Source organism: Actinosynnema sp. NPDC002837, from assembly GCF_040295345.1.
GTDB lineage: Bacteria > Actinomycetota > Actinomycetes > Mycobacteriales > Pseudonocardiaceae > Actinosynnema.
The window spans coordinates 1-26,247 of the sequence record NZ_JBEOVG010000115.1; the positions used below are offsets into that span (position 1 = coordinate 1).

The following is a 26,247-nucleotide window of genomic DNA, read 5'->3' on the forward strand; positions in this document are numbered from 1 at the left end:
CCAACCGCCTCGCCCGCCACACCAACGCCGACGTCCTCGCCCCCACCAAACCCGCCTGGACCGACACCAACGGCCGCGTCTACACCAGCGACGCCACCACCGGCCCCGACGGCAACCGCCAACCCCGCATCCCACCCAACGGCGAATGGCACACCCACCACCCCGACGGCACCACCACCAGAGCGAGCGACGACGGCTTCGTCCCCGGCACCAAGGACGCCGACAAGACCGACCTCGACACCGACGCCAAGGACCGCGCCGCACGCCCCGGTGACCGGGAGTCGCCGACTCACCAGGACATCGACTGGAAAGAGCCGAAGCACACCCGGTCGGAGGACGTCACCGTCGACCGGCGCGAGCCGTTCTACGACCCGCCACAACACGACCGACCGCTGGAGCCGAACACCCGCTACCAGATCCACGACGACACCGGCCACCGCACGACCGTCTACACCGACGGCGGCACGCCGCCCAGGATCACGCACGTCGACGCGCACACCCCGAACACCCGGATCGGCACGGACGCCAACCCGCTCGGCAACGCCGACGTGGTCCACCCCCGGCCGGACACGGACTACCGGGTGCACACGGGCGGCGACCCGTTCACCTTCCGCACCGACGCCGACGGCCGACCGCGGTTCGACCTGGACGACTTCGGCAGCCCCAAGGGCCCCGACTACGAACCCGGCGGCGCGAAGTACCGCACGGAGACGCTGGCGCACGACCCGAACCAGCGACCGTTCAGCGACCGCACCGACCTCGACCCCGACTGCCGCTACGAGGTCACCCGCCGCACGCCCAACGGCGACGTCTGGCACGGCACGTTCTTCACCTCGCCCGAGCTGAAGGACGGGAAGTCCCAGTTCACCCACATCGAGACGTGGACGGACAAGAACCCCGAGCTGGGCAACAAGAACACGATGCGCGACCCCTACTCCCCCGAGCCGGTCGAGGCGCCCCGCGTCAACTCGACCCCCGACCCGGTCACGGGCCGGCGGGTGGAGGGCCTGCCGCTGGCGGAGACGCGGTTCCAGACCGGCACGACCGTCTACCACACCAACACCAACGGCGTGTCGTCGATCGCCTTCACCCCGGACTACGGCGGCACGCACGTGTCCCGCGACACCGACGTGCAGACGCCGTCCGGCAAGCACGGCGAGATGATCTACGGCGACCAGCGCCGCGGCGGCCACCTCCAGGACCACGCCTCCGGCGGCGGCAACGAGGCGATCAACCAGGTCTCGCAGCTCTACCGCGAGAACAACCTGCGCCGCCCGGCTTCCGACGCGGCGAGCCGGTACAAGGACAGCTGGGCCCAGATCGAGAAGGACCGCCGCGCGGCGGTGGACAAGGACGGCATCGTGGTCGAACGGGTCCGCGTCTTCTCGGGCGAAGCCAGCCAGGGCCGGGTGCCGGATCGGCTGTATGTTGTCGAGCAACGGCTGGACCCGAGCACCGGCAGGACGAGCTACCACTTCAGGAGTTCACCGAATGTCTGACCCGAACCCGCCGCAGGCACAGCCGCCGACGCCGGCGGAGCGCGAGGCCGAGGTCAACCGGATCCTGCAGTGGGTCTGCGGTCGGCTGCTCGACCTCGCCCCGCCCGACGCGAAGCGGCTCGACCTGAAGGCCACCCTGGCGTCCACTGTGGAGGACTTCGTCTACACGACGATCCTCGCCGACGGCTCGGCGCAGCCGCAGGAGCTGCCGCGGGAGATCCACCCGGCCTTCGGCGACCTGCGCGTCCTGCTCTACGAGCCGGGCCAGGGCACCTGGTTCTCGGTGCGGCTCGTGGTGGACCCGCCGAGCACCTTCCGGGTGAACTTCAACTTCGACGTCGACCCGGTGTGGGACCCGCCGATCGGGCCCGAGGTGCTGGCCAAGGACCTGGAGGACTTCCCCAGGGCCGAGCTGCCCGCCTGGTTGCACGAGACCCTCACGGGTGAGAAGGCCCCCGCGCGCACCGGCGTCGACGCCGAGGAGCAGGGCCGCTACGCCAGGAGGATCGGCAACCAGCTGCTCCAGACGCTGCCGCCGGGCTGGGACTACGCCCAAGTGCAGTTCCGCGAGATCGGCGAGCACACCGAGACCAACGCCCTGGTGCACACGGTGGCGGGCGCGCTCGAACGCTGGTCGCCGCCGCGGGCCGTCGCCGAGCGGTTCCGCGAGCTGCGCGCGGCGACCCGGGCCGACGGCGCCTGGTACAGCGCCAAGTTCGAGATCCAGGCCACCGGCGAGCAGAAGCTCGAGATGAACCGCGCGGACGAGCCGACGTGGATCGCGCCGCCGCCGCCCGAGGCCTACCGGGAGGAGCTGCGGCTCTCCGGCGGCACGGAGGGCGTGCTGCCCGACTGGTTGCGGGCCAAGCTGGCGTAACGCCGGCCGGGGTGACCCTCAGCGCACGGACGTGGCGAACAGGTCGTCGAACACCCGCGCCCGGTCGAACGACAGGGCGTGCGCCCTGGCCCGGTCCGCCATGGACCGCCGCTCCTCGACCGACAGGTCCAGCACGGCGCGGTCGATCGCGGCGGCGAGTCCGGTCACGTCACCGGCTTCCACGATGATCGCCGTGCCGCCGACCGCCTCGCCGGTGCCGCCGGTGATCGTGGTGATCACCGGGCCGCCTCCCGCGAGCATCTTCTCGGTCAACGCGATGCCGAACGTCTCCACGAAGTCCGGCTCCGGCCTGGTCGGCAGCGCGTAGGCGGCGCAACCGCGCATCAGCAGCGGCTTCTCCTCGTCGTCCACGTCGGACAGCAGCACCACACGGTCGTCGCCTCGGGTGAGCGCCCGGACGTCCGCCAAGGCCGGGCCGTTCCCGGCGATCACGAGCTTCACCCGCGACCGAGCCCTCGACCGGGTGAACGCCGTCACCAGGTCGTGGACGCCCTTGGCCCGCGCCACCCGGGACAGGAACAGCACGTAGCCGTCACGGTGCAGGCCGCGCCGCGCGAGGGCGGCGTCGACCAGGGCCGGGTCGAGGTCGAGGTACGCGGACGTGTCGATCGGCGGGTAGCTGACCGCGACCCGCGCGCGGCACTCGTCGGCGAGCCGGGTGCCGCAGTGCGCGTCGACGGCCTCGGCGGCGGTCACGATCTCCTGCCGCGTGTACTCCGACACCGCGATCACCTGGTCGTTGGCCAGGAACGTGGTGAACAGCGCCACCGCCGCGCCGAACCGGCCCTCGCGCAGGCACGAGCGGATCACGTTGGTGACGTCCGAGCCGACCGCCTTCGCGATGGTGCGCACGTCGGGCGAGAAGCCGGCCGCGCGCGCCACCGCGACGGCCTCGCCCACGACCGCCGTGTGCGGCACCAGGTACATCGACAGGCACGTGGTCGGCACCGGTTCGGCGAGCAGCTCGACGAGGCGGCCGGTGAGCCCGGCCAGGTACCGGCCGTCGGGCACCCGGTAGTCGCCGACCGGCTCCGGCCGCTCCACCGTGATGCCCGCGCTGTAGGGCGTGATCCGGTCGAGCGGCTTGAGCGGCAGCCCGGCCGCCTGGAGCGCCGGCATCGGCCACGTCAGCAGCCGCACGTCGTCGAAGCCGCGGGTGAGGGCGACCTCGGCGAGGTTGCGCGCCTCCCCGGAGTGGCCGCAGATCACCGGGTCGGCGCGGACCACGATGACGAGGCGGCGGTTCGGCGTGGTCATGGGCGCGCTCCCGGCGTGGACGGGTCGGACGGTGACGGCGGCCGGACCCGGCGGCCCCAGGCCGAGGGTTCCGGGCCGAGTTCGAGTTGCAGCCGCCCGCCCGCGTGCACGTCGACGGCGCTCAGGTGCGCCGCGTCCAGCGGCCTGCCGTCGAGCCGGGCGGACTGCACGTACTGCGGCGGCGGCACGCGTTCCAGCCCGTCGGAGCTGACCGGCGTCTCCCGGTGGCCCCTGGTCTCCACGACGAAGTCCCGGTCGCCGAGGTGGACGGTGGCGCGGGCGAACGCGGGCGCGTTGACCAGGAACAGGTTCTGCCCGGCGACCGGGAACAGCCCGAGCGAGGCCCAGACGTACCAGGAGCTGAGGCCGCCGGAGTCGTCGTTGCCCGGCAGCCCACCGGGACCGGTGCCGAACTGCCAGGTCAGCGCCGCGTGCACGATCTCGGCCGTGCGGTCGGGCCGGCCCGCGTAGTGGTAGGACCAGGGCGCTTCCATGTCGGGCTCGTTGTTGAGCCCCTCGAACCGGTTCAGCGCGTAGCCGACCGCCATCTCGGCCGGGTCGGGCCGCCTGCCGGGCTGCGTCACCGGCGGCGCGCCGAACCCGAAGAACGAGTCCAGCATCGCGACGAACGCGTCGTCCCCGCCGGCCAGCGCGATCCGCCCGGCCATGTCGTGCACGAGCCGGAACGAGTAGTTCCACTTGCCGCCCTCGTAGAACGACGAGTCGTGCAGCAGGCCCGTGGCCGGGTCGAACGCGTTGGTCCACAGCAGGCCGCGCGCGGCGAGGTCGTCGGCGAGGCGGTGGTCGTTCAACGCCCGCGCGACGCCCGCGGTGCAGTGGTAGGCGTAGGCCAGGTCGAGGGTGTGCGAGATCGGGTGCACGACGCCGTGCTCGTAGAAGTCCTCGCCGTACAGCCGGCGCAGGTCGGCTTCCATGTGCGCCAGCGCCCAGTTCCAGTCCAGGTCGCCGAGGCCCAGCGCGTGCGCGTCGGCCAACGCGGTGTGCACCAGCGCGCTCGCCTGCCGGAAGAACCGGTCCGCGCCCCGCGCCATCCGGTACCCGATCGGGAAGTTGCCCTCCTCCTCGCACACCCGGATGAGCGACTCCAGCAGGTCCACCGCCCGGTCCGGCACGATCGCCGCGAGCAGCGGCAGCTGCGTCTTGTAGATGTCCCACATCGTGCAGACGTCGAACGCGAACGGGCCGGACGTCGGCCAGAACGGGCTCTCGTCGTCGGCGAAGCACGGCTTGATCAGCGAGTGGTACAGGGCGGTGGCGAACACCTGCCGCCTGGCGGGCGACCCGCCCTCGACCTCGATCCGGCCCACGTGGTCGCGCCAGCGGTCGGTGGTGCGCGCCCGGATGACGTCGAACGCGGCCGGCTCCTGCCCGCACTCCCGGCGCAGGTTGGCCCTGGCCTGCTCGCAGCCGCGCAGGGAGAACCCGATCCGCACCTCGACGCTCTGCCCGGCGGCGGTCGGCCCGAGGAACAGCAGCCCGAACGGGCGCAGGGTGGTCTGCCGGATGCGGTCGAAGTCCAGCCGGGTGCCGCCCTCGATCAGCCTGCGGTCGTGCCAGAGCATCTGCCGCCACCCCGGCGAGTCGACCTCGACGTGGACCGACAGCGGCACGCCCTCCACCACGACCGTGCCCTGCGCCCGGCCGTGGCCGAGGCTCTCCACGTGGGCGCGCAGCGGCATCGTGCGGCCGTGGTCGATGGCCAGTCCGCCGCACGACAGGTCCACGACGATGCGCGCGCTGCGGTGCTCCGGGAACGTGTACCGGTGGACCGCGACCTTCTCGCCGACGGTGATCTCGCACCGGACGCCGGTGTCCAGCGTGGCCGCGTAGTACCCGGCCTCGGCGACCTCGTCGTGCAGCGGCCAGGCGTGACCGAGCGCGTCCAGCTGCTGCACCATCGGTGTCACCCGGACGTAGTTGTAGTACTTGCGGATGGCGCCGGTGCCGGACTGCTGGAAGTGGGTGAAGCCGGAGGCCAGCGACCGGTCGAACATCTCCTCCGGCAGGCCCTCGGTGTTCTTCGTGTACCGGCCGTAGCCGGTCGGGTAGGCGCCGGAGTAGGCGCAGGCGGACACCATGCCGAGCGGGGACGTCGCGCCCGGGTGGGTGTTGCCGATCTGCGCTTTCGGCCACCACCAAGTGGCCGCGAGACCCTGCGCCGGTGGCAGGGAGGTCGCGGCCGTTCCGATGAAGGGATCGATCTCGTTCAGGATGGCGAGACTGTAGGTCGCCGCCGGGCCGCCGGTGGTTTCGGCGACGTGAACTCGGTGGGAACGCCTGACCCCGTTCACCGGTCCGGGTTACCGGTCAAGGTCGGGAGGCGTCCGGCCCTGTTCACCGGTCCGGGTTACCGGGGTCGAGCCACGGCGGGCCCGGCGGACGCCAGGCCGGTTGTCGACGTGGCGTCGAGGTGGTTCAGCCGCGGTCGGCGTAGTCCGGGAGTCGGCGGGCGACGTCGTCCGGGCCGGGCATCCGGGCGATCTCCTCGGCGATCGCCCGCGCGGCTTCGGAGTGCCCGCCGGGCCGGGACAGGGTTCGGACGACGGAGGCGAGGGCTTCCGCGCTCACCTCGTCCGGCAGCAGGCGCACGCCGGCCCCGGCGGCGGTGACCGCGTCGGCGTTGGCGAACTGGTCCGCGCCCTGGGGCAGGATCAGCTGCGGCGCGCCGACGGCCAGCGCGCCGAGCGTGGTGCCGCTGCCGCCGTGGTGCACGACGACGTCCACGTACGGCAGCAGGTCGGCTTGCGGCACCCACTTGTGCACGGTGACGTTGTCCGGCACGTCGCCGAGCTCCTCCGGGCGCACGCGACCGGTCGCGACCACGACGCGGGCGTCCAGCGCGGCCAGGGCGTCGATGGCCGTGGTCAACAACTCCGGTGTGCCGAAAGCGGTGCCGAGCGTCAGGTAGACCAACGGCCGCGACGTGCGGTGCCCGTCCCAGGCGGGCAGCGCGCCGGGTTCGGAGTACGCGACGGGGCGCAGCTCGATCCGCTCCTCGCCCGCCAGGAAGTCCTTGTCCTGCAAGGAAGGCGGGCAGATGTCGACGTGCGGCCGGCCGGGGGCGCTCTTCGCGGGCGACTCCAGGCCGATCCCGTCGGGGAACATGCGGCCGAAACCGTGCCACAGGCCCGGGATCCCGGCCCGGCGCGCGGCGATCGCCGCACCCGGCACGCCCCACCCGTGCACCACGAGGTCGGGCCGCAGGCGCGCCAGCTCCGGCTCCAGGTCTTCGGCGTACATCTCGTAGAACGCGTCCGCGGGGCGGAACGGCCGCAGCCCGTTCGCGGCCAACGGCGCGTGCACCTCCTCGCCGGCGGCGAAGTGCACTTCGTGCCCGGCTTCGCGGGCGGCGATCGCCAGCGGGATCAGCGGATAGGTGTGCCCCACCGACGCGAGGCCGGCAAACAGTACGCGCATGGCTGCGAACCTACGCTTCCCTCACGCGGTCGCCCACGGGCAGGCGGTTCCTCACGCGGTCGCCCACGGGCAGGCGGTTCCTCACGCGGTCGCCCACGGGTCGACGGGCACCACGTCGGTGATCCGCCCGGTCTCGTCGAGCAGGCACCCCATCCGCTTCACCGCGCGCAACGTGACCGCGCGGTCGGTGAGGGTGAGCGCGGGCAGTCGCCTGGCCAGTTCGGCTTCCAGGCGTTGGACGTCGCCGAGCGAGCGCAGCCACAACGTCATCACGAGGTTGTCCGCACCGGTGACGGCCGCGCACAGCCGGACCTCCGGCAGCTCGGTCAACGCGGACGCAGTCCGGTCCAGCTCGTCCGGTGGCACCCTGGCCCAGAACGTCGCGGCGATCGGCCACCCCGTGACGGGTTGCGCGACCTCGCACCGCAGCGACAGCAGCCTGCCGTCGACCATCTCGTTGAGCCACCGGCGCACGGTCGACCCGCTGCGGCCGGTGCGGGTCGCGATCTCGGCGGCCGGCCTGCGCCCGTCGTCCAATGCCCGCAGCACTTCCCGGTGGTGGGGCTTCCAGACCGCGCGGCTCCCGCTCGGCCTGCCCGGCACGGCCCGCGCGCGCCGCTGGGGTTCGAGCGCGCCGAGCCGCCAGTGGTTGCCCTCGCCGTAGACGGTGGTGACGGTGTGCGTACGCGTCCGCCGCAACCCCGGCAGCGCGTGCAGCCGGTGCAGCACGAGGTGCGACAGGGTGGCGAGGTCGGGGGTCAGCAGGGTCAGGAACAGGTCTCGCCCGCTGCTGATGATCGAGATCGAGACGACCTGCGGGATGCGGGACAGGACCTCGACGGCGTGCGCGCGGGACGTCGGCTCGATGTCGACCTCGATGAACGCGTTGCAGTGGTCCGCGGCCCACAGCCGCACTTCGGGGTAGGCGGTGACGCGCGCGAAACCCGTGTCGGCCAGCACTTGCCACCGCCGGGCCGCGGTGACCGGGTCGATGCCGAGCGAGCGCCCGACCTCGTGCCAGGTCGCCCGCGGCGCGGCTTGCAGGGCGTGGACGAGCCGGAGGTCGGTCTCGTCGGGTGTGAACGAATCCTGCACTGGAGGCCATCCCGGTGAGCGATCTTGACAATTCGAGGGCCGAGAGTGGCACCCGACGTGATCCTCGGCAAGTGCCCCGCCACCGACCCGAGGAGCGATCAGCCATGTCGGCGAGCCAGAACGCGGCCCTGATGGATCACTTGGTGCGACTGCGACGGCAGTTGCACGCCGAGCCCGAGATCGGCCTGGACCTCCCGCGCACGCAGGAGAAGGTGCTCGCCGCGCTCGACGGCCTGCCGCTGGAGCTGACGCCGGGGCGGTCGTTGACGTCGGTGACCGGCGTGCTGCGCGGCGCGCGGCCGGGACCGGTGGTGCTGCTGCGCGCCGACATGGACGCGTTGCCCGTGCAGGAGCGCACCGGGCTGGACTACGCGTCCCGTGTGGACGGTGCGATGCACGCGTGCGGCCACGACATGCACACCGCGATGCTGGTCGGCGCCGCGCACCTGCTCGCCGCCCGGCGGGACGAGTTGGCCGGTGACGTCGTCTTCATGTTCCAGCCCGGCGAGGAGGGGTGGGACGGGTCGGCCGCGATGATCGCCGAGGGCGTCTTGGACGCCGCGGGCCGCCGGCCGGACGCCGCCTACGCGTTGCACGTGTTCGGCGCGGGCGTGCCGCACGGCGTGTTCTCGGCCCGTCCGGGCACCACGATGGCGGCTTCCGACGCGCTGGACGTCACCGTGGTCGGCGCGGGCGGGCACGGCGCCCGGCCGCACCGCGCGCAGGACCCGATCCCGGTGGCGTGCGAGATCGTCACGGCGTTGCAGGCGATGGTCACCCGTCAGGCCGACGTCTTCGACCCCGCGGTGGTGACCGTGGGGTCGTTCCACGCCGGGAGCAGGCGCAACGTCATCCCCGACACCGCGCGGTTCGAGGCGACCGTGCGCACGTTCTCCGCGCCGGCGAGGGCCAGGATCAAGGACGCCGCTGTCACGTTGGCGCGGTCGATCGCGCGGGCGCACGGCCTGCGCGCCGAGGTGGACTACCGCGACGGCTACCCGATGACCGTCAACGACGCGCGGGAGGCCGCGTTCGTCGCCAACACCATCGCCGACGTCTTCGCCGGGCGCTTCCGGCCGCTGGCGAACCCGATGCCGGGAGCCGAGGACTTCTCCCGCGTGCTGCAAGAGGTCCCCGGCGCGTTCATCCCGTTCGGCGCGGGCGACGGCACCGACAACCACTCCCCTCTCGTCCGGTTCGACGACGCGCTGCTGCCCGACGGCGCCACCGTCCTGGCCGAACTCGCGCTGCGCCGCAGCGGCCGGTGAGACCCGTCAGGCGGCCAGTTCGCCCGCGGTCGGCACGCGGCCCAGGTCGGTGGACAGCTTGAAGACCATCGCCTCGCTGATCTGGGTGGTGATCAGGGTCGGCCCGCCGGGGTCCAGGCGACCGTTGGCGGCGTAGTGGCGCAGGACCGTGGTGGTGAACGTGCCGCCCCTGGGGTCGAACGGTCAGCACGGCGAGCGCGGCGGCGTGGCCGGCCCGCACCAACGCCTCGCCACGCCGTCGTTCCGGCGCCTTGGCAGCCGCTTTCTCCATGGCGTTGCGCCGCGCGGACCGCACCGGTCCGGCCGAATGGTTGCTGCGCCGGCTCACCTACGGCCGCAGGGGTTTCGAAAACATTCGATAAGCATTGCCCGGCGCGGTGGCGCACACCCATCGTGGGACGCCATCGCATCGTCGGAAGGGGCCCTCGAAGTGCGAAAACTCTTATCCGCGTCCTTGATCGCCGCGTCCTTGGCCGCAGCGGGCCCGCTGCCGCCGGTCGCCGCCGCCACGCCCGCCACGCCCGCCACCACCCTCGCCAACACCCTGGCCGCGGCCGCCGAGCGCAGCGGCCGGTACTTCGGCGCGGGCGTGCAGGGGTACAAGCTGTCCGACCCCGCGTACGCGGGCATCCTGGACCGCGAGTTCGCCGTGGTCACGCCCGAGAACGAGATGAAGCTCGACGCCACCGAGCCGCAGCAGGGCCGGTTCTCCTTCGCCCCGGCCGACCGGGTCGTGGACCACGCCGTGCGGCAGGGCAAGCGGGTGCGCGGCCACACGTTGCTCTGGCACTCGGGGCAGCCGTCCTGGCTGGTGAACCTGTCGGGCGCGGCGTTGCGGCAGGCGATGCTCAACCACGTCACGCAGGTGGTGGCGTACTACCGGGGCCGGATCCACTCGTGGGACGTGGTCAACGAGGCGTTCGCCGACGGCACGTCCGGCGCGCGGCGCGACTCCAACTTCCAGCGCACCGGCGACGACTGGATCGAGGCGGCGTTCCACGCGGCCCGGGCGGCCGATCCCGGCGCGAAGCTCTGCTACAACGACTACAACACCGAGAACTGGGCCCACGCCAAGACCCAGGCCGTGTACCGGATGGTGCGCGACTTCCGGGCGCGTGGCGTGCCGATCGACTGCGTCGGCCTCCAGTCGCACTTCACCGCCAACCACCCGGTGCCCGCCGACTTCGCCGGCACCATCCGCAACTTCGCCGCGCTCGGCGTGGACGTGCAGCTGACCGAGCTGGACATCGAGGGTTCCGGCGCCACCCAGGCGGAGAACTACCGCCGTGCGGTCACGGCCTGCCTGGCGGTGAGCCGGTGCACCGGCATCACGGTGTGGGGCATCCGCGACAGCGACTCGTGGCGAGCGTCGAGCACCCCGCTGCTGTTCGACCCCACCGGCGCGCGCAAGCCCGCTTACACCGCCGTGCTGGACGCCCTCAACGGCGCACCGTGCCACTGAAAACGCCCGGTCGGGGCCGTCCACCGGTAGCGGGGCATTCAATAACCGCGGGATGACCGACGGCCGAATGACATCACCACCGCACCGACCCGATCGTCGGACGGGTCACCACCACCAATTTTCGACCCGCGACCGTTCCGGTGCATTCGGAATCCCGCACCCCGACCGGGAAGTACCGGTACCGGAGATCGCCGACGGATGGTGGACGGCACGATTCGGCCACTCGGACCACGGCGTTGGCACCCGATGACGGCTGAGCTGTGCCGGATGCAATCTACACCGGTCACCCGGCGCTTCGCCGCCGGTCGCGCGCAATTACCCCGAGAACACCTATTCGGCTGTCCGAATAGGTGTATCCGCCCGTCCGGCCAAGCTCACCCGAATGACCGATCCGAGCCTTTCTCGAATCGTTTGGAATAGCACTCCCCGGTCTTGTCGGTCCCCGATCAATCTGCTTGAGTTCGCGCCGCAAGCCCGACTCCGAACTAATGAGGGAGGATGCCATGGACTTGACTTTCGAGGTCGAGGACCTGGTCCTGGACGAACTGGCCGTGACCACCATCGCCGACACGACGCTCGTGGACGGCGACCCGGTCGCCTCCACGGCCTGCTCGTGCTGCTCGTCGAAGCCGCACGTCAACCCGGCGGGCAAGTAGCCGGTCCGGTGAGCTGACGCGCTCGCCACGACGGACCGTTCGTGGCCGCACGTCGACGTCCCACGTCGGGGGCGTCGGTCCCGGCGCCCCCGACCACCCTCCCGCGGAGGTAGCGCGCATGGCCGGTGTGATCACCACCGAGTTGGCGCCGTACGCGTTGGTCCGCGTGGCGGCGTTGCCCCACCCCGAGCCACCGCCGGGCGCGGCGGGCTTCCGGAGGGCGATGGCCGCCGCGGTCGCGGCGCACTCCCGACTCCGGGAGCTGGCGCCGCAGGTGGCCGACGCGTTGCACGACAGCGCGAGCGACCACCCGGCCGAGTTCCACCGCCGGGTCGTGCTGCCGCTGCGGCGCGACGTGCACAACGCACGCTCGCCCCGGACCGCGCTGCTGGCCGGGTTGGGCACGTTGCCCGAGCGGGTCCCGCCGCTGGCGCGCTGGCTCGACGAACGCGCCGCGCTCGACGCCGCCACCGAGGTGGCGCTGGACGCGTGGCCGCACGCGCTGGCCGCCGAACGCGCCGTGCTGGCGCGGGTGTGCCAGGCCGAGCCGGTGCGGCTGGCCGGGGTGCTGACCGGCGCCGACCTGCTGCACGGCCTGACCCGCGCGGCGGCCGGCGGCGGCGCGCCCGACCGCAAGGCCCGCAAGGTCGAGGCGACGGTGCTGCGCTACGCCTTGCGCGCCACGTCCAAGACCAGCCCGCTGTCCTGGTACACCCAGGTCGGCTGGGGTTCCTGGGGCGACGGGCCCTGGCCGCGGGCGCGACCGGTGGCGCACACCGAGCCGAACCGCCTCCTGCTGACCCGGTTGGTGGCCGCCTTCCGCGACCGGCCGCACCGACTCGCACCCGGATTGCGCGAACACGACGGCCACGTGGTGTTCCGCCGCGACACCCTGATCGCTCCCCCGCCCGACGCCCCGCCGTCGCGGATCGACGTCACGCGCGAGGAGCAGGTGGACGTGGCGGCCACGGGGCCTTTGCGGTTCCTGGTGGCCGCGGTGCGGGACGCCGGACCCGGCGGCGTCGTGCCGGCCGAACTGGTCGAGGCGCTGGCCGCCAGGCTGGCCACGCCCGAGGCGGCCACCGCCGCCCGCGCCTACGTCGACCGGGTGCTCGACATCGGCCTGCTGGTGCCGGTGGAGCCGGTGCACCCGCAGGACCCGGACGCGCCGGCCGCGATCGCCGCGTGGTTGCGCGAGCAGGGCGCGCCCGACGTGGCCGACCGGCTGACGCGGCTGGTGACCGCCACCGCCGCCTTCGCCACCGCCGACCCGCCCGCGCGGGCCGTCGCCACCGCCGAGCTCACCGCGGGCTGGCGCGACCTCGGCGAACGGGTCGGCGTCGACCTGTCCGGGATCGCACCGGTGCTGGAGGACGTCCTGCTCCCGGAGCCGGTCCGGGTGCCCGCCACCGGCGCCGAGGCGCTGACCCGGCTCACCCCGCTGCTGGTCCTGTTCGACCAGCAGGTGCTGGTGCGCAGGCTGGTGCGCAACCGGTTCGTCGACGCGGTCGGTCCCGGCGGCACGGCCTCCCTGGCGGAGTGCGCGGTCTTCCTGTCGGGCGTCTCGCCGGACGACGCGAACACCGCAGGGTCCGCGCGTGACCCCGGGGTCGTCTCGCTGATGGAGTCCCGCGCGAAGATCGCGGCGGCGGCGCGCGCGGACGGCGTGCTGTCCGACGACCTGGTGCACGAGGCCGCCCACCACGTGCCGGACTGGCTGCGCCGCCCCGGTTCGTACGCGTTCTTCGGCCAGCCGACACCGGACGGGCGACTGGTCGTCAACCACGTCTACCCCGGCTTCGGCCGGTTCCTGAGCCGGTTCCTGCGGCGGTTGCCCGGCGCGGCGGACGCGGTGGCCGCGCAGCTGCGGCGAGCGCTCGGCGAGCGGTTCGCGCAGTTCCGGCCGCTGCACGGGTTCAACGCCAACCTGCACCCGCTGCTGGGCGCCCACGAGGTCGGCGAGGACGCCCGGTGGGTCGACCTGCCCGCGGACGAGCTCCAGGTCCGGCACGACCGGCGGACCGACGAGGTCAGGGTCGTGCACCGGGGCGAGCCGCTGGACGTGGTGTACCTGGGATTCCTGCTGCCGGCGCTGATGCCCGACCGGCACCTCCCGCTGCACGCCGACCTGGCGTGCGGCTGGGTGGACCTCGACGCGCTGCGGTCGAGCGAAGACGACGGCGAGGTGGTGCGGCGCGGAGGGCTGCGCTACCGGGACGTGGTGCTGGCCCGCCGCACCTGGGACTTCCCCGCGCCCCCGGAACTGGGCGTCGACGAGGCGGTCGCACCGGCGGTGGCCCGGCTGCGCGCTCGGCACGGGCTGCCGGAGCACGTGTTCGTGGACGCCCGCGCCAGGGCCGTGTCCGCTGATCCTTTGGAACGCATGATGGTCCCGACCAAGCCGCAGTACGTCGACTTCGGCAACGCCCTGCACCTGCGCTGCCTGCCCCGCCTGCTGGCCCGGTTCCCCGACGGCGTCGAGCTGACCGAGGCGTTGCCCGTGCCGGGCGCGCAGTCACCCGGCGGCCGGGTGCTCGAAGTGATCGCGGAGACGTACTGGGGGATCTCGTGAGCGGGGAGCTGGTGCGGCTGCGCCCGATCGTGCACGCCAGTCCGACGGACACCGGCCTGCACGTGCGGGGGTGGGCGACCGCCTTCACCGTCCGCGGCGGCAAGGGCCTGTGGACGGTCTGGCAGAAGCTGGCCGGGCCGTTGACCGCGGGGGTGGCGCCGGAGCGGCTGACCGTGCCCGACCAGGCGCCGCCGGCCGTGGCGGCGGCCCTGAAGATGATCATCGACCAGCTGCGCGAGCACGACCTGCTGGTCCGGGTGCCCGCCTCCTGGGACGCCGACGGTCCGCCCGAGCACGTCGCGCGGTGGCTGGAATCGGTGGCGGAACGGCCCGCGCCGGCGTGGGACGCGTTGCGCGCGAGCACGGTGGTCGTCACCGGGTCCGGCGCGGTGGCCGCGGCGGCGCGCCGGGCGTTGACGGCCACGGGGTTGGTGGTCGGGCCGGTCGAGCCGGGGCCGGACCTGCTGCTGGTGTGCGGTGCCCACGTCGTCGCCGCCCGGTGCGCGGCGGACGTGGGGTTCGTCGCCGCGCCCGGTGCGCGCGGCGACGTGCTGGCCGACGCGGAGGCCGTCGCCCACCGCCTGGCCGGGTCGGCGGGTGAGGTGCCGGAGGTGCTGGCGGCGTTGGTCGGGTCGGCCGCGGCGCACCGGTTGGTGTGCGCGGTCGCCGGGCTGCCCGACCCAGCGCACGAGGTGGTGGACGCTCCCTCCGACGCGCCACCACGGGATCCGGCGCACCAGTCGGTGTTCGTCGCGCGGCTGGACCCCTTGCGGGCGGACTACCACCCGTGGCTGTCGGCGGTGCGCCCCACGCCTCCCGCCGGGCGGATCGCCGACGTGCTGGGCGACCCCGAGCTCGGGCCGGTGCCCGCCCCGGACACCGGTGACCTGCCCCAGGTCCCGGTGAAGCTGGCCGTCTCGGGCGCTGTCGTCGGCTACGGCACGACCGAGCGGTCCGCCCGCCTGGACGCCGTGGTCCGCGCCGCGCACCGGCTGGCGCCCGACAACGCCGTGGTGGGCGCGGATCCCGTCCACGCGCTCGGTCTCGCGCTGCGCACCGCCGCCCGGTCCCTGCCGGGCTCCCCGGTCGACCCGGACGAGTGGCAGACCGACCCGACCGCGCGGCGGTGGTGGAAGGCGGTGGTGCTGCGGTTCGCACTGCCCGCCGAGGTGGCGGTGGACCGGCTCGGCGACGGGGTGGTGCGGGCGGTCGTCCGCGCGGGTGGCGCGGAGCTGTCCTGGGCGGTCGAGGCGACCGCCGCCGACGCCGTGGCGTTCGCGGCGATGGCGGCGGCGGGCCGTGCGCAGGCCGGAGGGTCGGAGCCGGTGGTGCTCTCCGGCGCGTTCCCCGTGGAGGAACCGAGCACGGCGGACGTCCCGTGGACCGACCGGTCCTGGCACTGGCCGCACGGGCTGCGTGACGCGGAAGACGCGTTGCAGCGCCGGTTGGCGGAGCTGTCGGGCGGCGCGGAGGTCAAGCCGGTGGCGTTGGGCCCGGTCCTGCACGCGGCCGGTCTGGCGGCGTTCGCGGTGCCGGAGGTGAGCCGGTGAACGTGGTGTCGTTGACCGCGTACACGATCGGCGACCTGCGGCGCGTCGGCGCGGACGGCGCGGTGCTGCCGATCCGGTACGACGGCGCGGTGACGTTGGTGGGTCCGGTCGTCGGAGGCGGTCCTGGGGTGTGCCTCGGCTGCGCGGAGGACATCCGGCTGGCCGCGCAGGGTGCCGCTGTGCCGCGTCGTGACGAGGGCGTGCGGTTGGGTGGCGTGCCCTCCCCGGTGCACGGCCCGCTGGTGGACGCGTTGACCGAACTCGTGCTGGCCGACCCGGACGCCTACCGCGACCGCGTGCTGGCCGTCCGCACGGACCTGGGCGCGGTGACCGAGCACCGGGTGCGGCCCCGTCCCGAGGGCTGCCCGGTGTGCGGGCCGCTGCCCGACGACACCGCCGAAGCCGCGGTCGTGGTCCGCGAACCCGTGCCCGTGCCGCCGGGGGCGCTGCGCGGTCCGAACCCGCTCACCGGTGACGACGCCGTGCGCGACGCGCTGGTCGACCGGCGGCACGGACCGGTCGACCGGCTGTCCCGCGTCGGCGACGCGCCGCTGCCCGCGGTGAGCGCGCGGATCGTGGGCGACGACGGACCGCAAGCCGGTTTCGGTCGGACGGCCACGTTCGGCGAGTCCGAGCGGGTGGCGTTGTTCGAGGCGGTGGAACGGCTCGCCGGGATGCGTCCCCGGCGCACCCGGACCGTGCTGGAGGCGTCGTTCGCCGACCTGGGTCCGGACCGCGCGGTCGAGCCGACCCGCTTCGGGCTGCCGGACTTGCCGTCGCCGGGCGTGGTGCCCTACACCCCGGAGGTCCGCACGCGCTGGGTGCACGGGTGGTCCTACTCGCGCGGGACCACCGTGGCGGTGCCCGAGCACGTCGTCTACTGGGGCGGCACACCCGGGCCGCGGTTCGTGAACGAGACGTCCAACGGGTGCGGCACCGGCAACAGCCTCACCGAAGCCGTGCTGCACGGGCTGTTCGAGGTCGCCGAGCGGGACGCGTTCCTGATGGCGTGGTACCAGCGGACGCCGTTGCGCGGCGTCGTGGTGCGCGACGGGCTCGCGCTGCACCTGTCCGACCGGCTCGAACAGCTCGGCTACCGGCTGGAGTGCTACGACGCGACCAACGACCTGGCGGTGCCCGCGGTGCTCGCCCTGGCCCGGCACACCGGTGACGGGCCGTCCCCGCGGGCGTTCTTCGCGGCGGGCGCCGGGGTGGACCCGGACGCCGCGGTGCGGTCCGCGGTGGTGGAGGTGGCGGTGGACGTCGAGTCGGCCGCCCGGCGCGCCCACGCCGACCCGGAGGAGTACGACCGGGACCGGCTGCTGCGGATGCTGCGCGAACCGGACCTGATCCGCACGATGGAGGACCACGTGACGGTCAACGGCCTGCCCGAAGCCGCCGACCGCTACGACTTCCTGCGACCGGGCGACCCGGTGGCGCCGGCCGCGCCCGTCGTGCCGCGGCACGACCTGGACGCGTTGCTGGAGCACTACGTGACCGCGTGGGCGGCGTTGGACCTGGAGGTGATCGCGGTGGACCTGACCGACCCGGTGGTGCGCGACGACCTCGGCCTGCACACGGCGAAGGTCGTCGTGCCGGGCACCCTGCCGATGACGTTCGGCGAGCGCGACCGCCGCACCCACGGCATACCGCGCCTGCGCCCGACCGGCCCCCTGCTACCCCACCCGTTCCCGTGACCGCCACCGACGCCCCGAGCGCCGACCCGGTGCCGGCGGCCACCCCACCGACCACCCGCACCTCACCGCCCACCACCGACTCCGCGCCCGCTGCCCAAACGCCACCCGCTCCCACCGCGCCACCCGCCACCCACACGCCGACCACCGCCACCGCTCCGATCGCCGCCACCACACCGCCTAGCGCCCACGCGCCCACCGGCGCCAACACCTCTCCCGAGGCGCCACCCGCCGGCACACCGGCCGCCGCCGACGCGCTCGCTGCCGCGTACCGGCACGGCCCCGGTCGGGCGATCACCTCGGTTCCGCAACCGAACCCAACGCCTCCCCCGCCCGGACCGCGGGTGGCGTTGACCGGGCTGGCCCGTTTCGGCCGGTTCGGAGCGGCGTTGGCGCACCTGTTGACCGACGTCGCCACGCCGCAGCGTTGGGAGCCGTGGAACCCCTACAACGACCACCGGGCGTACCCGTCCGCCAGGTCGGCGTTCGCGGTGGACGTCACGCTGGTCGTGGACGGTCGGTCGTGGCCGCTGGACCCGGCTCGCCGGGCGCTCGTCGGCGGCGCGCCCGAACGGCTCGGCACGTGCGCCCGGCTCGACCTCGTGCGCCGTCCCGAGCGCTTCTCCGCCGGGTACGGCGACTTCGCCGACGTGCTGGTGGAACTGGAACTCGGGCACCTGCTCGCCGCCCTGGCCGACCACGCGGCACGGCTGGGGCTGCGGGCACACTTGGCCGGCGAGGGCGTCGTGGTGTGCTCGGATCACGAGACCGGCGCACGGGTGCGACCGCCGGTCCGCAGTTCCGGGATGGGGCCGCGCGGAGTCGCCGCCGATCCACGACCGCTTCCCGCCTCGGCGTTCCACGCGGTCGTCGCCGCCGTGCCACGCCTCCCGCACCTCCGGCACCGGTTGGGGGTGCACAACGTCGAGGGCGTGCCGAACGGCTGGTACGACCCCGATCGGCTGGTCACGGCGGGACCGGTGGTGGCGCGGCTCAGGGATGCCTTCAGGCACCCGCCGGAGGTAGTGGACATCGGCAGCGCGAACCTGGCCCTGGTGATCACCGGCGACCCGGCGGCGGCGATCGCCGACACCGGGCCCGACGGCTACCGGGCACTGCTGCGCGCGGCCGGTTCCGCCGCCCAGCGCGTCTGCGCGACCGCGGCGGAGGCGGGCCTGTTCTGCCGCCCGTTGCGCAGCCTGCACGACGAGGAGTTGGAGGCGCTGGTGCGGGCGCCTGCCGGGCACAGCGTCCTCTACCTGCTCGTGGCGGGCCGGCCGCGGGCCACGGGGTTCACCTACGACCTCAGCCCGTTGGAGGAGCTGCCGTGACGTGGACCGCGCTGCACGTGCGGCTGTCGTGGCGGGTCGAGCACGTCGACGCGTTCATCGCCGACGTGCTCGCGCCCGCGATGGCCGAGCACCGGGCCGCCGGCCGGATCGCCGACTGGTTCTTCCTGCGCTACTGGCGGACCGGCCCGCACCTGCGCGTGCGGCTGCGTGACGCCGCCGGGCACTCGGACGCGATCGCCGAGGAATTGCGCGCCATGGTCGCGGCGGCGGGCCACCCCGAGGTGGAGGTGGACCCGGACAGCTACCACGCCGCCCTCGGCACGACGGGCGAGGACCTGCTGCCGCACGGCGACGTGCGCGAGGCGCCGTACGAACCGGAGGTGGAGCGCTACGGCGGGCCGGCCGCGATGCCGATCGCCGAGGAGGTCTTCTGCCGCAGCACGGACGTCGCGGTCGCGGTGCTGCGCGCGGCCCGCGCACCGCGCGCCAAGCTCAGCGCCGCGGTGGAACTGGTGATGGCCACGACGTCCGCGTTGGGACTGGACCGTCCGGCGGCGGCCTCGTGGCTGCGCACGCTGGCCGCGTCCTGGCGGATGGGCCGCGAACCGGCTCCCGCGCCGAGGATGTCCTCCCACTCGGCCGCACACCGGTTGCACGCCACCGGAGCGGCGCGGTTGAGCGCCCGGTGGGACCGCGTCGACTCCGCACCGACCGGGGCGGTGGCGTACTGGATGCGGCAGGTGCGCGCCGACCTGCCGCAGCACGTGTGGGGGTCCCAGCTCCACATGCTGCTCAACCGCCTGGGCATCGGTCCCGACGAGGAGCGCACGATCTGCTGGCTGGTCGCGGCCACCGCGCTCGCTCCGACGGGCGTCGCCCGGTTCCACGCCGACGGCGCCGACGCGCCGGACCGCCGGTACCTGGAGGCGAGCAAGTACCGCCCGGACGTCGACGAGCAGCGACCGCGCAAGGACAGCTCCCACGACCGACCCGCACTCCAGCCGTGGCAGGAGGCCGTGCGGCTGCCGGAACCACCCGACACCCCGGCGTCGCTGCGGCAGGTCCTGCGCGACCGGCGCACCGGCCGGGGCGACGCGCTGCGGGGACCGCTGGACGCCGCGCGGTTGGCGGCGCTGCTGTGGACCGCGCACGGCCGGTTGCCCGACGGCAGGCGTCCGCACCCCAGCGCCGGCGCCCGGTACACCGCGCGGCTGCGGCTGGCGGCGTGGTCCGTGGACGGCCTGGCGCCGGGTCTCTACGACGTGGACGAGGGCGACCGGCGGTTGGTGGCGGTGGCGCCCGCGCCGAGGGTCGGGGACGTGGAGCGCACGTCGAGCTGGTTCGGTCCGGGCGCCGCTCTCACCGGGGGCGTGGACATCGCCACCGCACCGGCGCTGCTCGGGCTCTACGCGCGGATCGGCGACCTGCGCCGCGACTACGGGCTGCGGGCCGTGCGGTTGGGGTTCGCCGAGGCCGGTCACCTGGCGCAGAACCTGGCCCTGGTCGCGGCCGGCCTGTCGTTGTCGTTGGGGCTGCTCGGCGGGTTCTACGACGACCTCGCGCACGACGTGTTCCTGCTGGACGGCGTGGACGACACGTTGGTCTACCTGCTGCCGGTCGGGGCCTCCTCAGGTCGGAGGCGCCCGGAACCGGAAGCGGGTCACACCCTCAGGTCACGGCTTGGGCGCGAGGGTGATGAACCGCCGTTGCCACAGCGCCAGGATCTCGGCGCGCGCCTCGTCGGTCAGCTCGCCCGCAAGCGAGGCGATCGTGGCCTTGCCGTCGACGGCGGCCAGCAGGTCGAACACGGCCGGTGACACGGTCGTCGACGGGCCGAACGAGTAGTTCAGGTAGATCTCGCCGCTCACCTCGTCGCCCGGCTGCCAGTCCTTGCGCAGCCGGGTGTCCGGGCGGAACGCGGGCACCAGGTCGTCCAGCGCCCGCACCACCGGTTCCCGTCGCCGGACCAGGAAGTCCTCGACCACCAGCACGTCGATCTCCGTGGTCAGGTAGCAGGTCAGCGCGTCGTGCACGGACTGCACGATCGGCTCGGCGTTGTTGTTGAACGACGTGTTGAGCAGCACGGGGGTGCCGGTGAGCTCGCCGAACCGGGCGATCAGCCGGTGGAAGCGGGCATTGGCCTCCGGCGCGACCACCTGGACCCGCGCGGTGCCGTCGACGTGGGTCACCGCGCCCAGCTCGGCCCGGCGGTCCTCGTGGACGTGCACCACGAACGACATGAACCCGTGGTCCGCGGCGGTGCCGGTGAGGTCGAAGTAGGTGGCCGCGTCCTCCCGCGTGACGGCGGGGGCGAACGGCCGGAAGCCCTCCCGCTTCTTCACCATCGCGTTGATCCGGTCCCGGTTCTCCACCGGGCGGGCGTCGGCCAGGATGCTCCGGTTGCCCAGCGCGCGCGGCCCGAACTCCGAGCGCCCGTGCGCCCAGCCGACCACCGCGCCGCCCGCGAGCAGCTCCGCGGTCGCGTCGACGATGTCCGCGGGCCGCTCGACGTCCACGATCCCGCTCCACGCCGACAACTGCCGCTCGACCTCCTCCGGCGTGCCGAGGTCGGGCCCGAGGCTCGAGTGGGTCATTCGGGCGATGCGGGTGGGCGGCGCGCCGAGGTGCTGGGCGGCGACGATGGCCGCGCCCTCCGCCGAGCCCGCGTCGTTGGACGACGGGTGGACGAAGACCTCCTCGAACAGGCCCGAGCGCAGGATCACCCCGTTGAGGCTGCTGTTGTGCGCGACGCCGCCGGTGAAGCACAGCCTCTTCGCGCCGGTCTGCCGGGCCCAGTGCGTGATCACGTGCATGGCCACGGTCTCCAGCATCTCCTGGAGCCCGGCGGCGAAGTCCTTGTGCTCCTGCGTCACCGGCTCGCCCGCGGTCCGGGACGGGTACCCGACCGCGAGGAACGGCGCCACGGTCGGGTTGATGTCCGGCAGGCCGGGGATCAGTTCGTAGCCGCCGTCGGGCAGCAGCGCGTAGAGGCCGCGGAACTGCTCCCGGTAGGTCGCCGGGTCGCCGTACGGGGCCAGTCCCATGACCTTGTACTCGTCGCCGAAGCCGTAGCCGACGTGGCCGATCGCGTCCTGGTAGAACAGGCCGAGCGAGTGCGGGACCGAGTAGGACCGCAGTTCCCGCATCTCGCCGTCCCCGGCGGCGAAGACCGTGGCGGAGGCGTCCTCGCCGCGGCCGTCCATGACCACGACCAGCGCGTCCGACATGCCCGACCGGGCGAACGAGGACCACGCGTGCGCGAGGTGGTGCCGCGAGAACACCACCCGGTCCGGGGCGAGGTCCCAGTCGAACCGGGTGCGCAGCCGGTCCAGGAGGAGGTCGACGCCGGAGCTGATCGGGTAGACGGGCGCCGACACCTGGTAGTTCCGCAGCCCCTGGTCGAGGAGCTCCTGGCTGAAGTAGTAGCCGACGGCGTCGACGTCCTGCGGTCGGACGCCGGCCAGGTCGAGGCAGGCGCGGACGGCCCCGGTCGGGAACCTGTTCGTCTTCTTGATCCGGTTGTACCGCTCCTCCTCGACCGCGGCGACGAGCTCGCCGTCGGCCACCAGGCAGGCGGCGGCGTCGTGCATGTAGCTCCGGAACAGGTCCGGTAACAGGTCGAAGTGTCCACTGATGCCCAACGTCAGCATGGCTCTCCCACTCCACTCGCGAGGTTCGGTGCTACTCGTCGTACGGTCGGGCTACCGGCCCAGCAGCTTCTCCAACGCCGCCGCGGCCGCGGGCGCCCCACCGCTGGAGCGGACGACCTCGCCCATCTCCGCCACGGCCGCCCGGTTGGCCGACGCCGCGGCCACCGCCGCGCGCAGCCCGGCCGGCGTCTGGTCCTCCAACGTGACCCCGAGGCCCAGTTCGGCGGCCCGTGCGGCGATGGCCCGCTGCTCCGGGATCTGGGGCACGGTCACGAACGGCACGTCGTGGTACAGCGACTCCATGATCGAGTTCATGCCCGCGTGGCTGAGGAACACCGAGGCGTGCCGCAGCACGGCCACCTGCGGCACGCGCCGGTGCGCCGAGACGTTCGCGGGCAGCGGTCCGAGCCGGGCGGGGTCCAGGTCGCCGATCGACATCACGACCTCCCACGGCTCGTCGGCGAACGCCTCGACGCACGCCCGGTAGAACTCGGGCCGCGAGTTGAACACCGTGCCGAGCGAGATCAGCAGCACCGGCGAGTCGGACTTCGGGGACCACTCCTCGGCTTCCTGCCAACTGCCCAGCGACGGCCCCACGAAGTGGAACCGGTCGTCGAACGTCTCGGCGGACAGCTGGAACGAGCGCGGCACGAACACCACGTTCATCGGCGCGACGTGGCCGAACATCAGGTTCGGGTCGTCCAGGAAGCTGAAGCCGGAGGCGAACTTCGCCATCCGCCCGATCGCCGCGACCAGCTGCGGGTGCTGGTGGTCGAACGACGGCGGCAAGTACACCTGCGTCGCCGAGAACCGCTCGTTCTCCGCGAACGTCGGCACCAGCGCCACCTCGGGCACGCCGAGCAGGTTGGCGAGCATCCGCCCGGTGAAGGTCACCGAGTCGTAGCAGACCACGTCCGGCCGGTCGGTCTCGAAGTGCGCGGCCAGCACCGGGAACGACACCTCGGCGTCGTCCAGGAAGTACTCCAGGGTCACGGCCAGCTGCTCGGCGGTGAACTCGCCGCGCGCGTCCAGGTCCGGCGGCAGCTCCGACGGCAGCACGACCGGCGTCGCGCCCGCCCTCGCCGCGCCGTCGGCGGTGGCGGGCCCGGTGGCGTAGCTGACCCGGTGCCCGCGCCGGACCAGCTCCTGCACCAGCGGCAGGGTGGGGTTGACGTGCCCGGCCGCGGGCGCGCTGACAAAGGCGATGTGCGCCATCAGATCTCGGCGAGGGAGCGCGCCGCGCCGACCGCGGGGTGCTTCGCCGACACCGTGCGGGACCAGTCGTTCCCGCTCTCACCGGACATCCTCGCCACCTCCCCTCCGTAAGCAGGCTTGTCGTAGCTCGTGATCGGCCGAGTCCACCGCGTGCCGGGCGGGGTGTGCGACCCTGCGCCGCGCCACCCGGAGCCCGGCGCCCGGCTCGGCAAGCCGTCCCGGACGTGGGCGGGGTCGACCTCAGTCCTCCTCCAGCACCACGGGCAACGCCTTGTGCCCGTTGGTGAAGAACGAGCCCAACGGTTCCAGCTCCGCGGGCGGTACGGCCAGCCGAAGGTTCGGGAACCGCTCGAACAGCGCCCGCAACGCCACCGTGGCCTCCATCCGCGCCAACGGCGAGCCGAGGCAGAAGTGCACGCCGTGGCCGAACGCGAGGTGGTCGCGCCGGGACGGCCGGGTGATGTCGAACGCCTCGGCGTCCTCGCCGTGCCGCGCCGGGTCGCGGCCGGCCGCGCCGAACGACACCAGGATCGCGTCGCCCGCGGCGATCCGCACGCCGTCGACTTCCACGTCCCGCACCGCGTACCGCAGCGGGAGGTTCGGCACCGGCGCCTGCCAGCGCAGCGTCTCGTCCACCACGTCGTCCCAGGTGCTCGTCCCGGCCGTGACGAGGTCGAGCTGGGACGGGTGCGCGGCCAGCCCGTGCACGGCGTTGTCGAGCAGGTTGACCGTGGTCTCGAAGCCCGCGCTGATGGTCAGCAGCAAGGTGTCCAGCAGCTCCTGCTCGCTGAGCCGGCCGCCGTCCTCCCCCTGCGCCGCGATCAGGTCGGTGGTCATGTCGTCACCGGGGTTCGCGCGCTTCTCCGCGACGAGGCCCTTCAGCAGCATGTACAGCTCGGCGGACGCGCCCTGCACGCCGTCCGGGTCGGCGTCGAGGCTGAACACCGCCTCCACCAGGCGGCGCAGGTCGCCACCGGTCCGCTCGGACAGCCCGAACAGGCCGCTGATCACCCGGATCGGCAGCTGGAACGCGAACTCCGCGCGCAGGTCCACGACCTCGCCGCGCGGCACGGCGGCCAGGCGGTCGATCAGGTCGGCGGTGATCTCCTCGACGCGCGGGCGCATGGCGTCGATGCGGCGCGCGGTGAACGCCTTGGCCACCAGCTTGCGCAGCCGGGCGTGGTCCTCGCCGTAGGCGGTGAACATGTTCTTCATCGCCACCCACATGATCAACGGCCAGTCGGGCGGGATCTCGCCGTTGCGCCACGCGGGCCAGTGCCGGTTGGCGTCCTTGGAGACGGCCGGGTCCAGCAGCACGGCTTTGACGGCCTCGTGGCCGGTCACCGCCCACGCGCCGATGCCGCCGGGCAGCTCGACCGGCGTGGTGTGACCGCGTTCGCGCAGGGTGGCCGCCTCGCCGAAGATGTCGCTCCCGGACGGGTCGATGGTGTACCGCTCGACCGGTGGGAGCTCGACCGACTGCGTCACGAACGTCGTGCCGCGCGTGGGCGGCTCGGTGACCTCCAGGAGCGCGGCGGTGAACCGGGAGCCCATGCCCAGGCCGATCACCATGATCGTGTCGCCGGGCTCGAGGCCGCCGTCGTTGAGCAGGTGGTCGACGCCGAGCAGCTGGTCGCACGGCCCGACGTGGCCGAGTTCGCGCAGGAACGGCCAGGTGGTGCGGTCCAGGTCGATGCCGAGCGGTTCCAGCACCACGACCTGCAGCTGCGCCAGCCCCAGGCCCGTGATGACGAACCGGGTGATGTCGGCGATCGCCACGTTGGCTTCCTTGGCGGCCTGCTCGACCGCGTTGACCAGCGCCTCGCTCATCAGGGTCAGGTAGGGCGCGAGGCCGGTGACCTCGATGGGCGTGCGGTTGCGGTGCCCGAGCGGGTCGGGGATGGACGGGGTGGCCAGGACCTCCATCTGGGTGGCGGAGCTGTTGGCGGTGGCGACCAGGCGTGCCCGGCCGCCGTCGCGGGTGAGCACGGCGGACGCGGCGCCGTCGGCCAGGAAGATGCCGACGGTGGGCTGCCAGCGCTCCCAGCGCGGCGGCAGGAACCGGGCGGTCGCGGTGACCAGGGTGGCGGTGGCGGACCGGTCGGCCACCAGGTGGGCGGCGGCGGCCTGGAGCGCGGCCGACCCGCCGTTGCTGGTCGCCTCCACCTCGAACACCAGGGCGTGGCCAAGGCCGAGGACGCGCTGGAGGTGGCACGAGGACGCCATGTGGTCCTGGTGGTCCATCTGCGCGTAGGCGGCCATCGCGATGTCGGCGCCGGTCAGCCCGGACTGGCGCAGGGCGCCGATCGCCGCCCGCACCGCCATGGCGTGCTCGGTCAGGTCGTCGGACCGGGTGAACGAGGTGAAGTCGGACAGCGCGAGCAGCCGCCGCATGGTGTCGGTGTCGGGCACGGCGTCCGTCGCCTGCGTGCGCGGCGGCAGGTAGTGCCCGGTGCCGCCGATGAACACGTCATCCCAGATCATGGACGTCCCTTTCCCTGAGTTCGGACAACCCGGCGCCGTACCCGCGGAAGTCCGTGAGCCAGCTGCTGATCGCCAGCGCGGTGGAGGCGGAGTGCTGTTCCAGCACGGAGAAGTGGTCGCCGGAGATCAGCAGCTGGCTCACGGACTTCCGCGGGTACGGCGCCGGGTTGTCCGAACTCAGGGAAAGGGACGTCCATGATCTGTGATAGATCGGAAG

The 26,247-nt window shown here is 73.6% G+C and carries 16 protein-coding genes and 2 pseudogenes; 10 read left to right on the forward strand and 8 right to left on the reverse strand.

Translation table 11 applies throughout. The features are described 5' to 3' along the window. A pseudogene (locus tag ABTZ99_RS40400) lies at positions 1 to 1,499 on the forward strand (hypothetical protein); the annotation flags it as partial. Further along, on the forward strand, positions 1,492 to 2,376 hold the full coding sequence (locus tag ABTZ99_RS40405; protein ID WP_499618329.1) for a hypothetical protein: 885 nt from the start codon (positions 1,492 to 1,494) through the stop codon (positions 2,374 to 2,376). The pseudogene ABTZ99_RS40400 and the gene ABTZ99_RS40405, both read left to right, overlap by 8 nt. Positions 2,377 to 2,394: 18 nt before the next feature. Here the strand turns inward: ABTZ99_RS40405 and ABTZ99_RS40410 are convergent, their stop codons facing one another. The 4 genes from ABTZ99_RS40410 to ABTZ99_RS40425 all read right to left on the reverse strand — a co-directional run bounded on the left by ABTZ99_RS40410 (position 2,395) and on the right by ABTZ99_RS40425 (position 8,187). Then, positions 2,395 to 3,654: a glycosyltransferase gene (locus tag ABTZ99_RS40410; RefSeq protein ID WP_499618331.1), complete on the reverse strand. Its 1,260-nt coding sequence runs from the start codon at positions 3,652 to 3,654 to the stop codon at positions 2,395 to 2,397. After that, on the reverse strand, positions 3,651 to 5,966 hold the full coding sequence (locus ABTZ99_RS40415; RefSeq protein WP_499618333.1) for a GH92 family glycosyl hydrolase: 2,316 nt from the start codon (positions 5,964 to 5,966) through the stop codon (positions 3,651 to 3,653). Before ABTZ99_RS40415 ends, ABTZ99_RS40410 begins: the two co-directional genes overlap by 4 nt. Positions 5,967 to 6,090: 124 nt before the next feature. Further along, entirely contained in the window at positions 6,091 to 7,092 is a 1,002-nt protein-coding gene (locus ABTZ99_RS40420) for a glycosyltransferase (RefSeq protein ID WP_498780049.1), read from the reverse strand. An 81-nt stretch (positions 7,093 to 7,173) separates the two neighbouring features. After that, complete coding sequence (locus tag ABTZ99_RS40425) at positions 7,174 to 8,187, reverse strand: Lrp/AsnC family transcriptional regulator (RefSeq protein WP_498780051.1); 1,014 nt, start codon at positions 8,185 to 8,187, stop codon at positions 7,174 to 7,176. A gap of 104 nt (positions 8,188 to 8,291) precedes the next feature. Between ABTZ99_RS40425 and ABTZ99_RS40430 the strand changes: the two genes are divergently transcribed. From ABTZ99_RS40430 to ABTZ99_RS40465, 8 genes and pseudogenes are all read left to right on the forward strand, one after another. Continuing rightward, the gene (locus ABTZ99_RS40430; protein WP_498780053.1) at positions 8,292 to 9,455 is read left to right on the forward strand and encodes a M20 metallopeptidase family protein; all 1,164 of its coding nucleotides are present in this window, start codon (positions 8,292 to 8,294) and stop codon (positions 9,453 to 9,455) included. 430 nt (positions 9,456 to 9,885) lie between these two features. Next, complete coding sequence (locus tag ABTZ99_RS40435; RefSeq protein WP_498780055.1) at positions 9,886 to 10,917, forward strand: glycoside hydrolase family 10 protein; 1,032 nt, start codon at positions 9,886 to 9,888, stop codon at positions 10,915 to 10,917. A gap of 503 nt (positions 10,918 to 11,420) precedes the next feature. Then, a complete protein-coding gene (locus ABTZ99_RS40440; protein WP_498780057.1) occupies positions 11,421 to 11,573 on the forward strand; it encodes a thiazolylpeptide-type bacteriocin in 153 nt (50 codons plus the stop codon). A 118-nt stretch (positions 11,574 to 11,691) separates the two neighbouring features. Further along, positions 11,692 to 14,145, forward strand: coding sequence for a lantibiotic dehydratase (locus ABTZ99_RS40445; protein WP_499618336.1), 2,454 nt, complete (start codon positions 11,692 to 11,694; stop codon positions 14,143 to 14,145). Next, positions 14,142 to 15,695, forward strand: coding sequence for a hypothetical protein (locus ABTZ99_RS40450; RefSeq protein WP_499618338.1), 1,554 nt, complete (start codon positions 14,142 to 14,144; stop codon positions 15,693 to 15,695). Before ABTZ99_RS40445 ends, ABTZ99_RS40450 begins: the two co-directional genes overlap by 4 nt. Continuing rightward, complete coding sequence (locus ABTZ99_RS40455; RefSeq protein ID WP_499618339.1) at positions 15,692 to 17,392, forward strand: TOMM precursor leader peptide-binding protein; 1,701 nt, start codon at positions 15,692 to 15,694, stop codon at positions 17,390 to 17,392. The genes ABTZ99_RS40450 and ABTZ99_RS40455 overlap by 4 nt, the downstream gene beginning before the upstream one ends. Continuing rightward, the gene (locus tag ABTZ99_RS40460; protein ID WP_499618341.1) at positions 17,389 to 18,720 is read left to right on the forward strand and encodes a nitroreductase family protein; all 1,332 of its coding nucleotides are present in this window, start codon (positions 17,389 to 17,391) and stop codon (positions 18,718 to 18,720) included. Before ABTZ99_RS40455 ends, ABTZ99_RS40460 begins: the two co-directional genes overlap by 4 nt. Further along, positions 18,717 to 20,291: pseudogene (locus tag ABTZ99_RS40465) on the forward strand (thiopeptide-type bacteriocin biosynthesis protein); the annotation flags it as partial. The gene ABTZ99_RS40460 and the pseudogene ABTZ99_RS40465, both read left to right, overlap by 4 nt. A 63-nt stretch (positions 20,292 to 20,354) precedes the next feature. Here the strand turns inward: ABTZ99_RS40465 and ABTZ99_RS40470 are convergent. From ABTZ99_RS40470 to ABTZ99_RS40485, 4 genes are all read right to left on the reverse strand, one after another. Further along, the gene (locus ABTZ99_RS40470; RefSeq protein ID WP_499618343.1) at positions 20,355 to 22,331 is read right to left on the reverse strand and encodes a carbamoyltransferase family protein; all 1,977 of its coding nucleotides are present in this window, start codon (positions 22,329 to 22,331) and stop codon (positions 20,355 to 20,357) included. Positions 22,332 to 22,382: 51 nt separating this feature from the next. Further along, the gene (locus tag ABTZ99_RS40475; protein WP_499618345.1) at positions 22,383 to 23,546 is read right to left on the reverse strand and encodes a macrolide family glycosyltransferase; all 1,164 of its coding nucleotides are present in this window, start codon (positions 23,544 to 23,546) and stop codon (positions 22,383 to 22,385) included. Between the two features lie 240 nt (positions 23,547 to 23,786). Then, positions 23,787 to 26,030: a cytochrome P450 gene (locus tag ABTZ99_RS40480; protein WP_499618346.1), complete on the reverse strand. Its 2,244-nt coding sequence runs from the start codon at positions 26,028 to 26,030 to the stop codon at positions 23,787 to 23,789. Further along, a complete protein-coding gene (locus tag ABTZ99_RS40485; protein WP_499618348.1) occupies positions 26,017 to 26,172 on the reverse strand; it encodes a hypothetical protein in 156 nt (51 codons plus the stop codon). Before ABTZ99_RS40485 ends, ABTZ99_RS40480 begins: the two co-directional genes overlap by 14 nt. Positions 26,173 to 26,247 lie beyond the last annotated feature (75 nt).

Coding starts and splice junctions, on each gene's coding strand:
- ABTZ99_RS40475 (WP_499618345.1), bottom strand. CDS start 23,546: ATGGCGCACATCGCCTTTGTCAGCGCGCCCGCGGCCGGGCACGTCAAC.
- ABTZ99_RS40405 (WP_499618329.1), top strand. CDS start 1,492: ATGTCTGACCCGAACCCGCCGCAGGCACAGCCGCCGACGCCGGCGGAG.
- ABTZ99_RS40410 (WP_499618331.1), bottom strand. CDS start 3,654: ATGACCACGCCGAACCGCCGCCTCGTCATCGTGGTCCGCGCCGACCCG.
- ABTZ99_RS40480 (WP_499618346.1), bottom strand. CDS start 26,030: ATGATCTGGGATGACGTGTTCATCGGCGGCACCGGGCACTACCTGCCG.
- ABTZ99_RS40445 (WP_499618336.1), top strand. CDS start 11,692: ATGGCCGGTGTGATCACCACCGAGTTGGCGCCGTACGCGTTGGTCCGC.
- ABTZ99_RS40420 (WP_498780049.1), bottom strand. CDS start 7,092: ATGCGCGTACTGTTTGCCGGCCTCGCGTCGGTGGGGCACACCTATCCG.
- ABTZ99_RS40440 (WP_498780057.1), top strand. CDS start 11,421: ATGGACTTGACTTTCGAGGTCGAGGACCTGGTCCTGGACGAACTGGCC.
- ABTZ99_RS40430 (WP_498780053.1), top strand. CDS start 8,292: ATGTCGGCGAGCCAGAACGCGGCCCTGATGGATCACTTGGTGCGACTG.
- ABTZ99_RS40470 (WP_499618343.1), bottom strand. CDS start 22,331: ATGCTGACGTTGGGCATCAGTGGACACTTCGACCTGTTACCGGACCTG.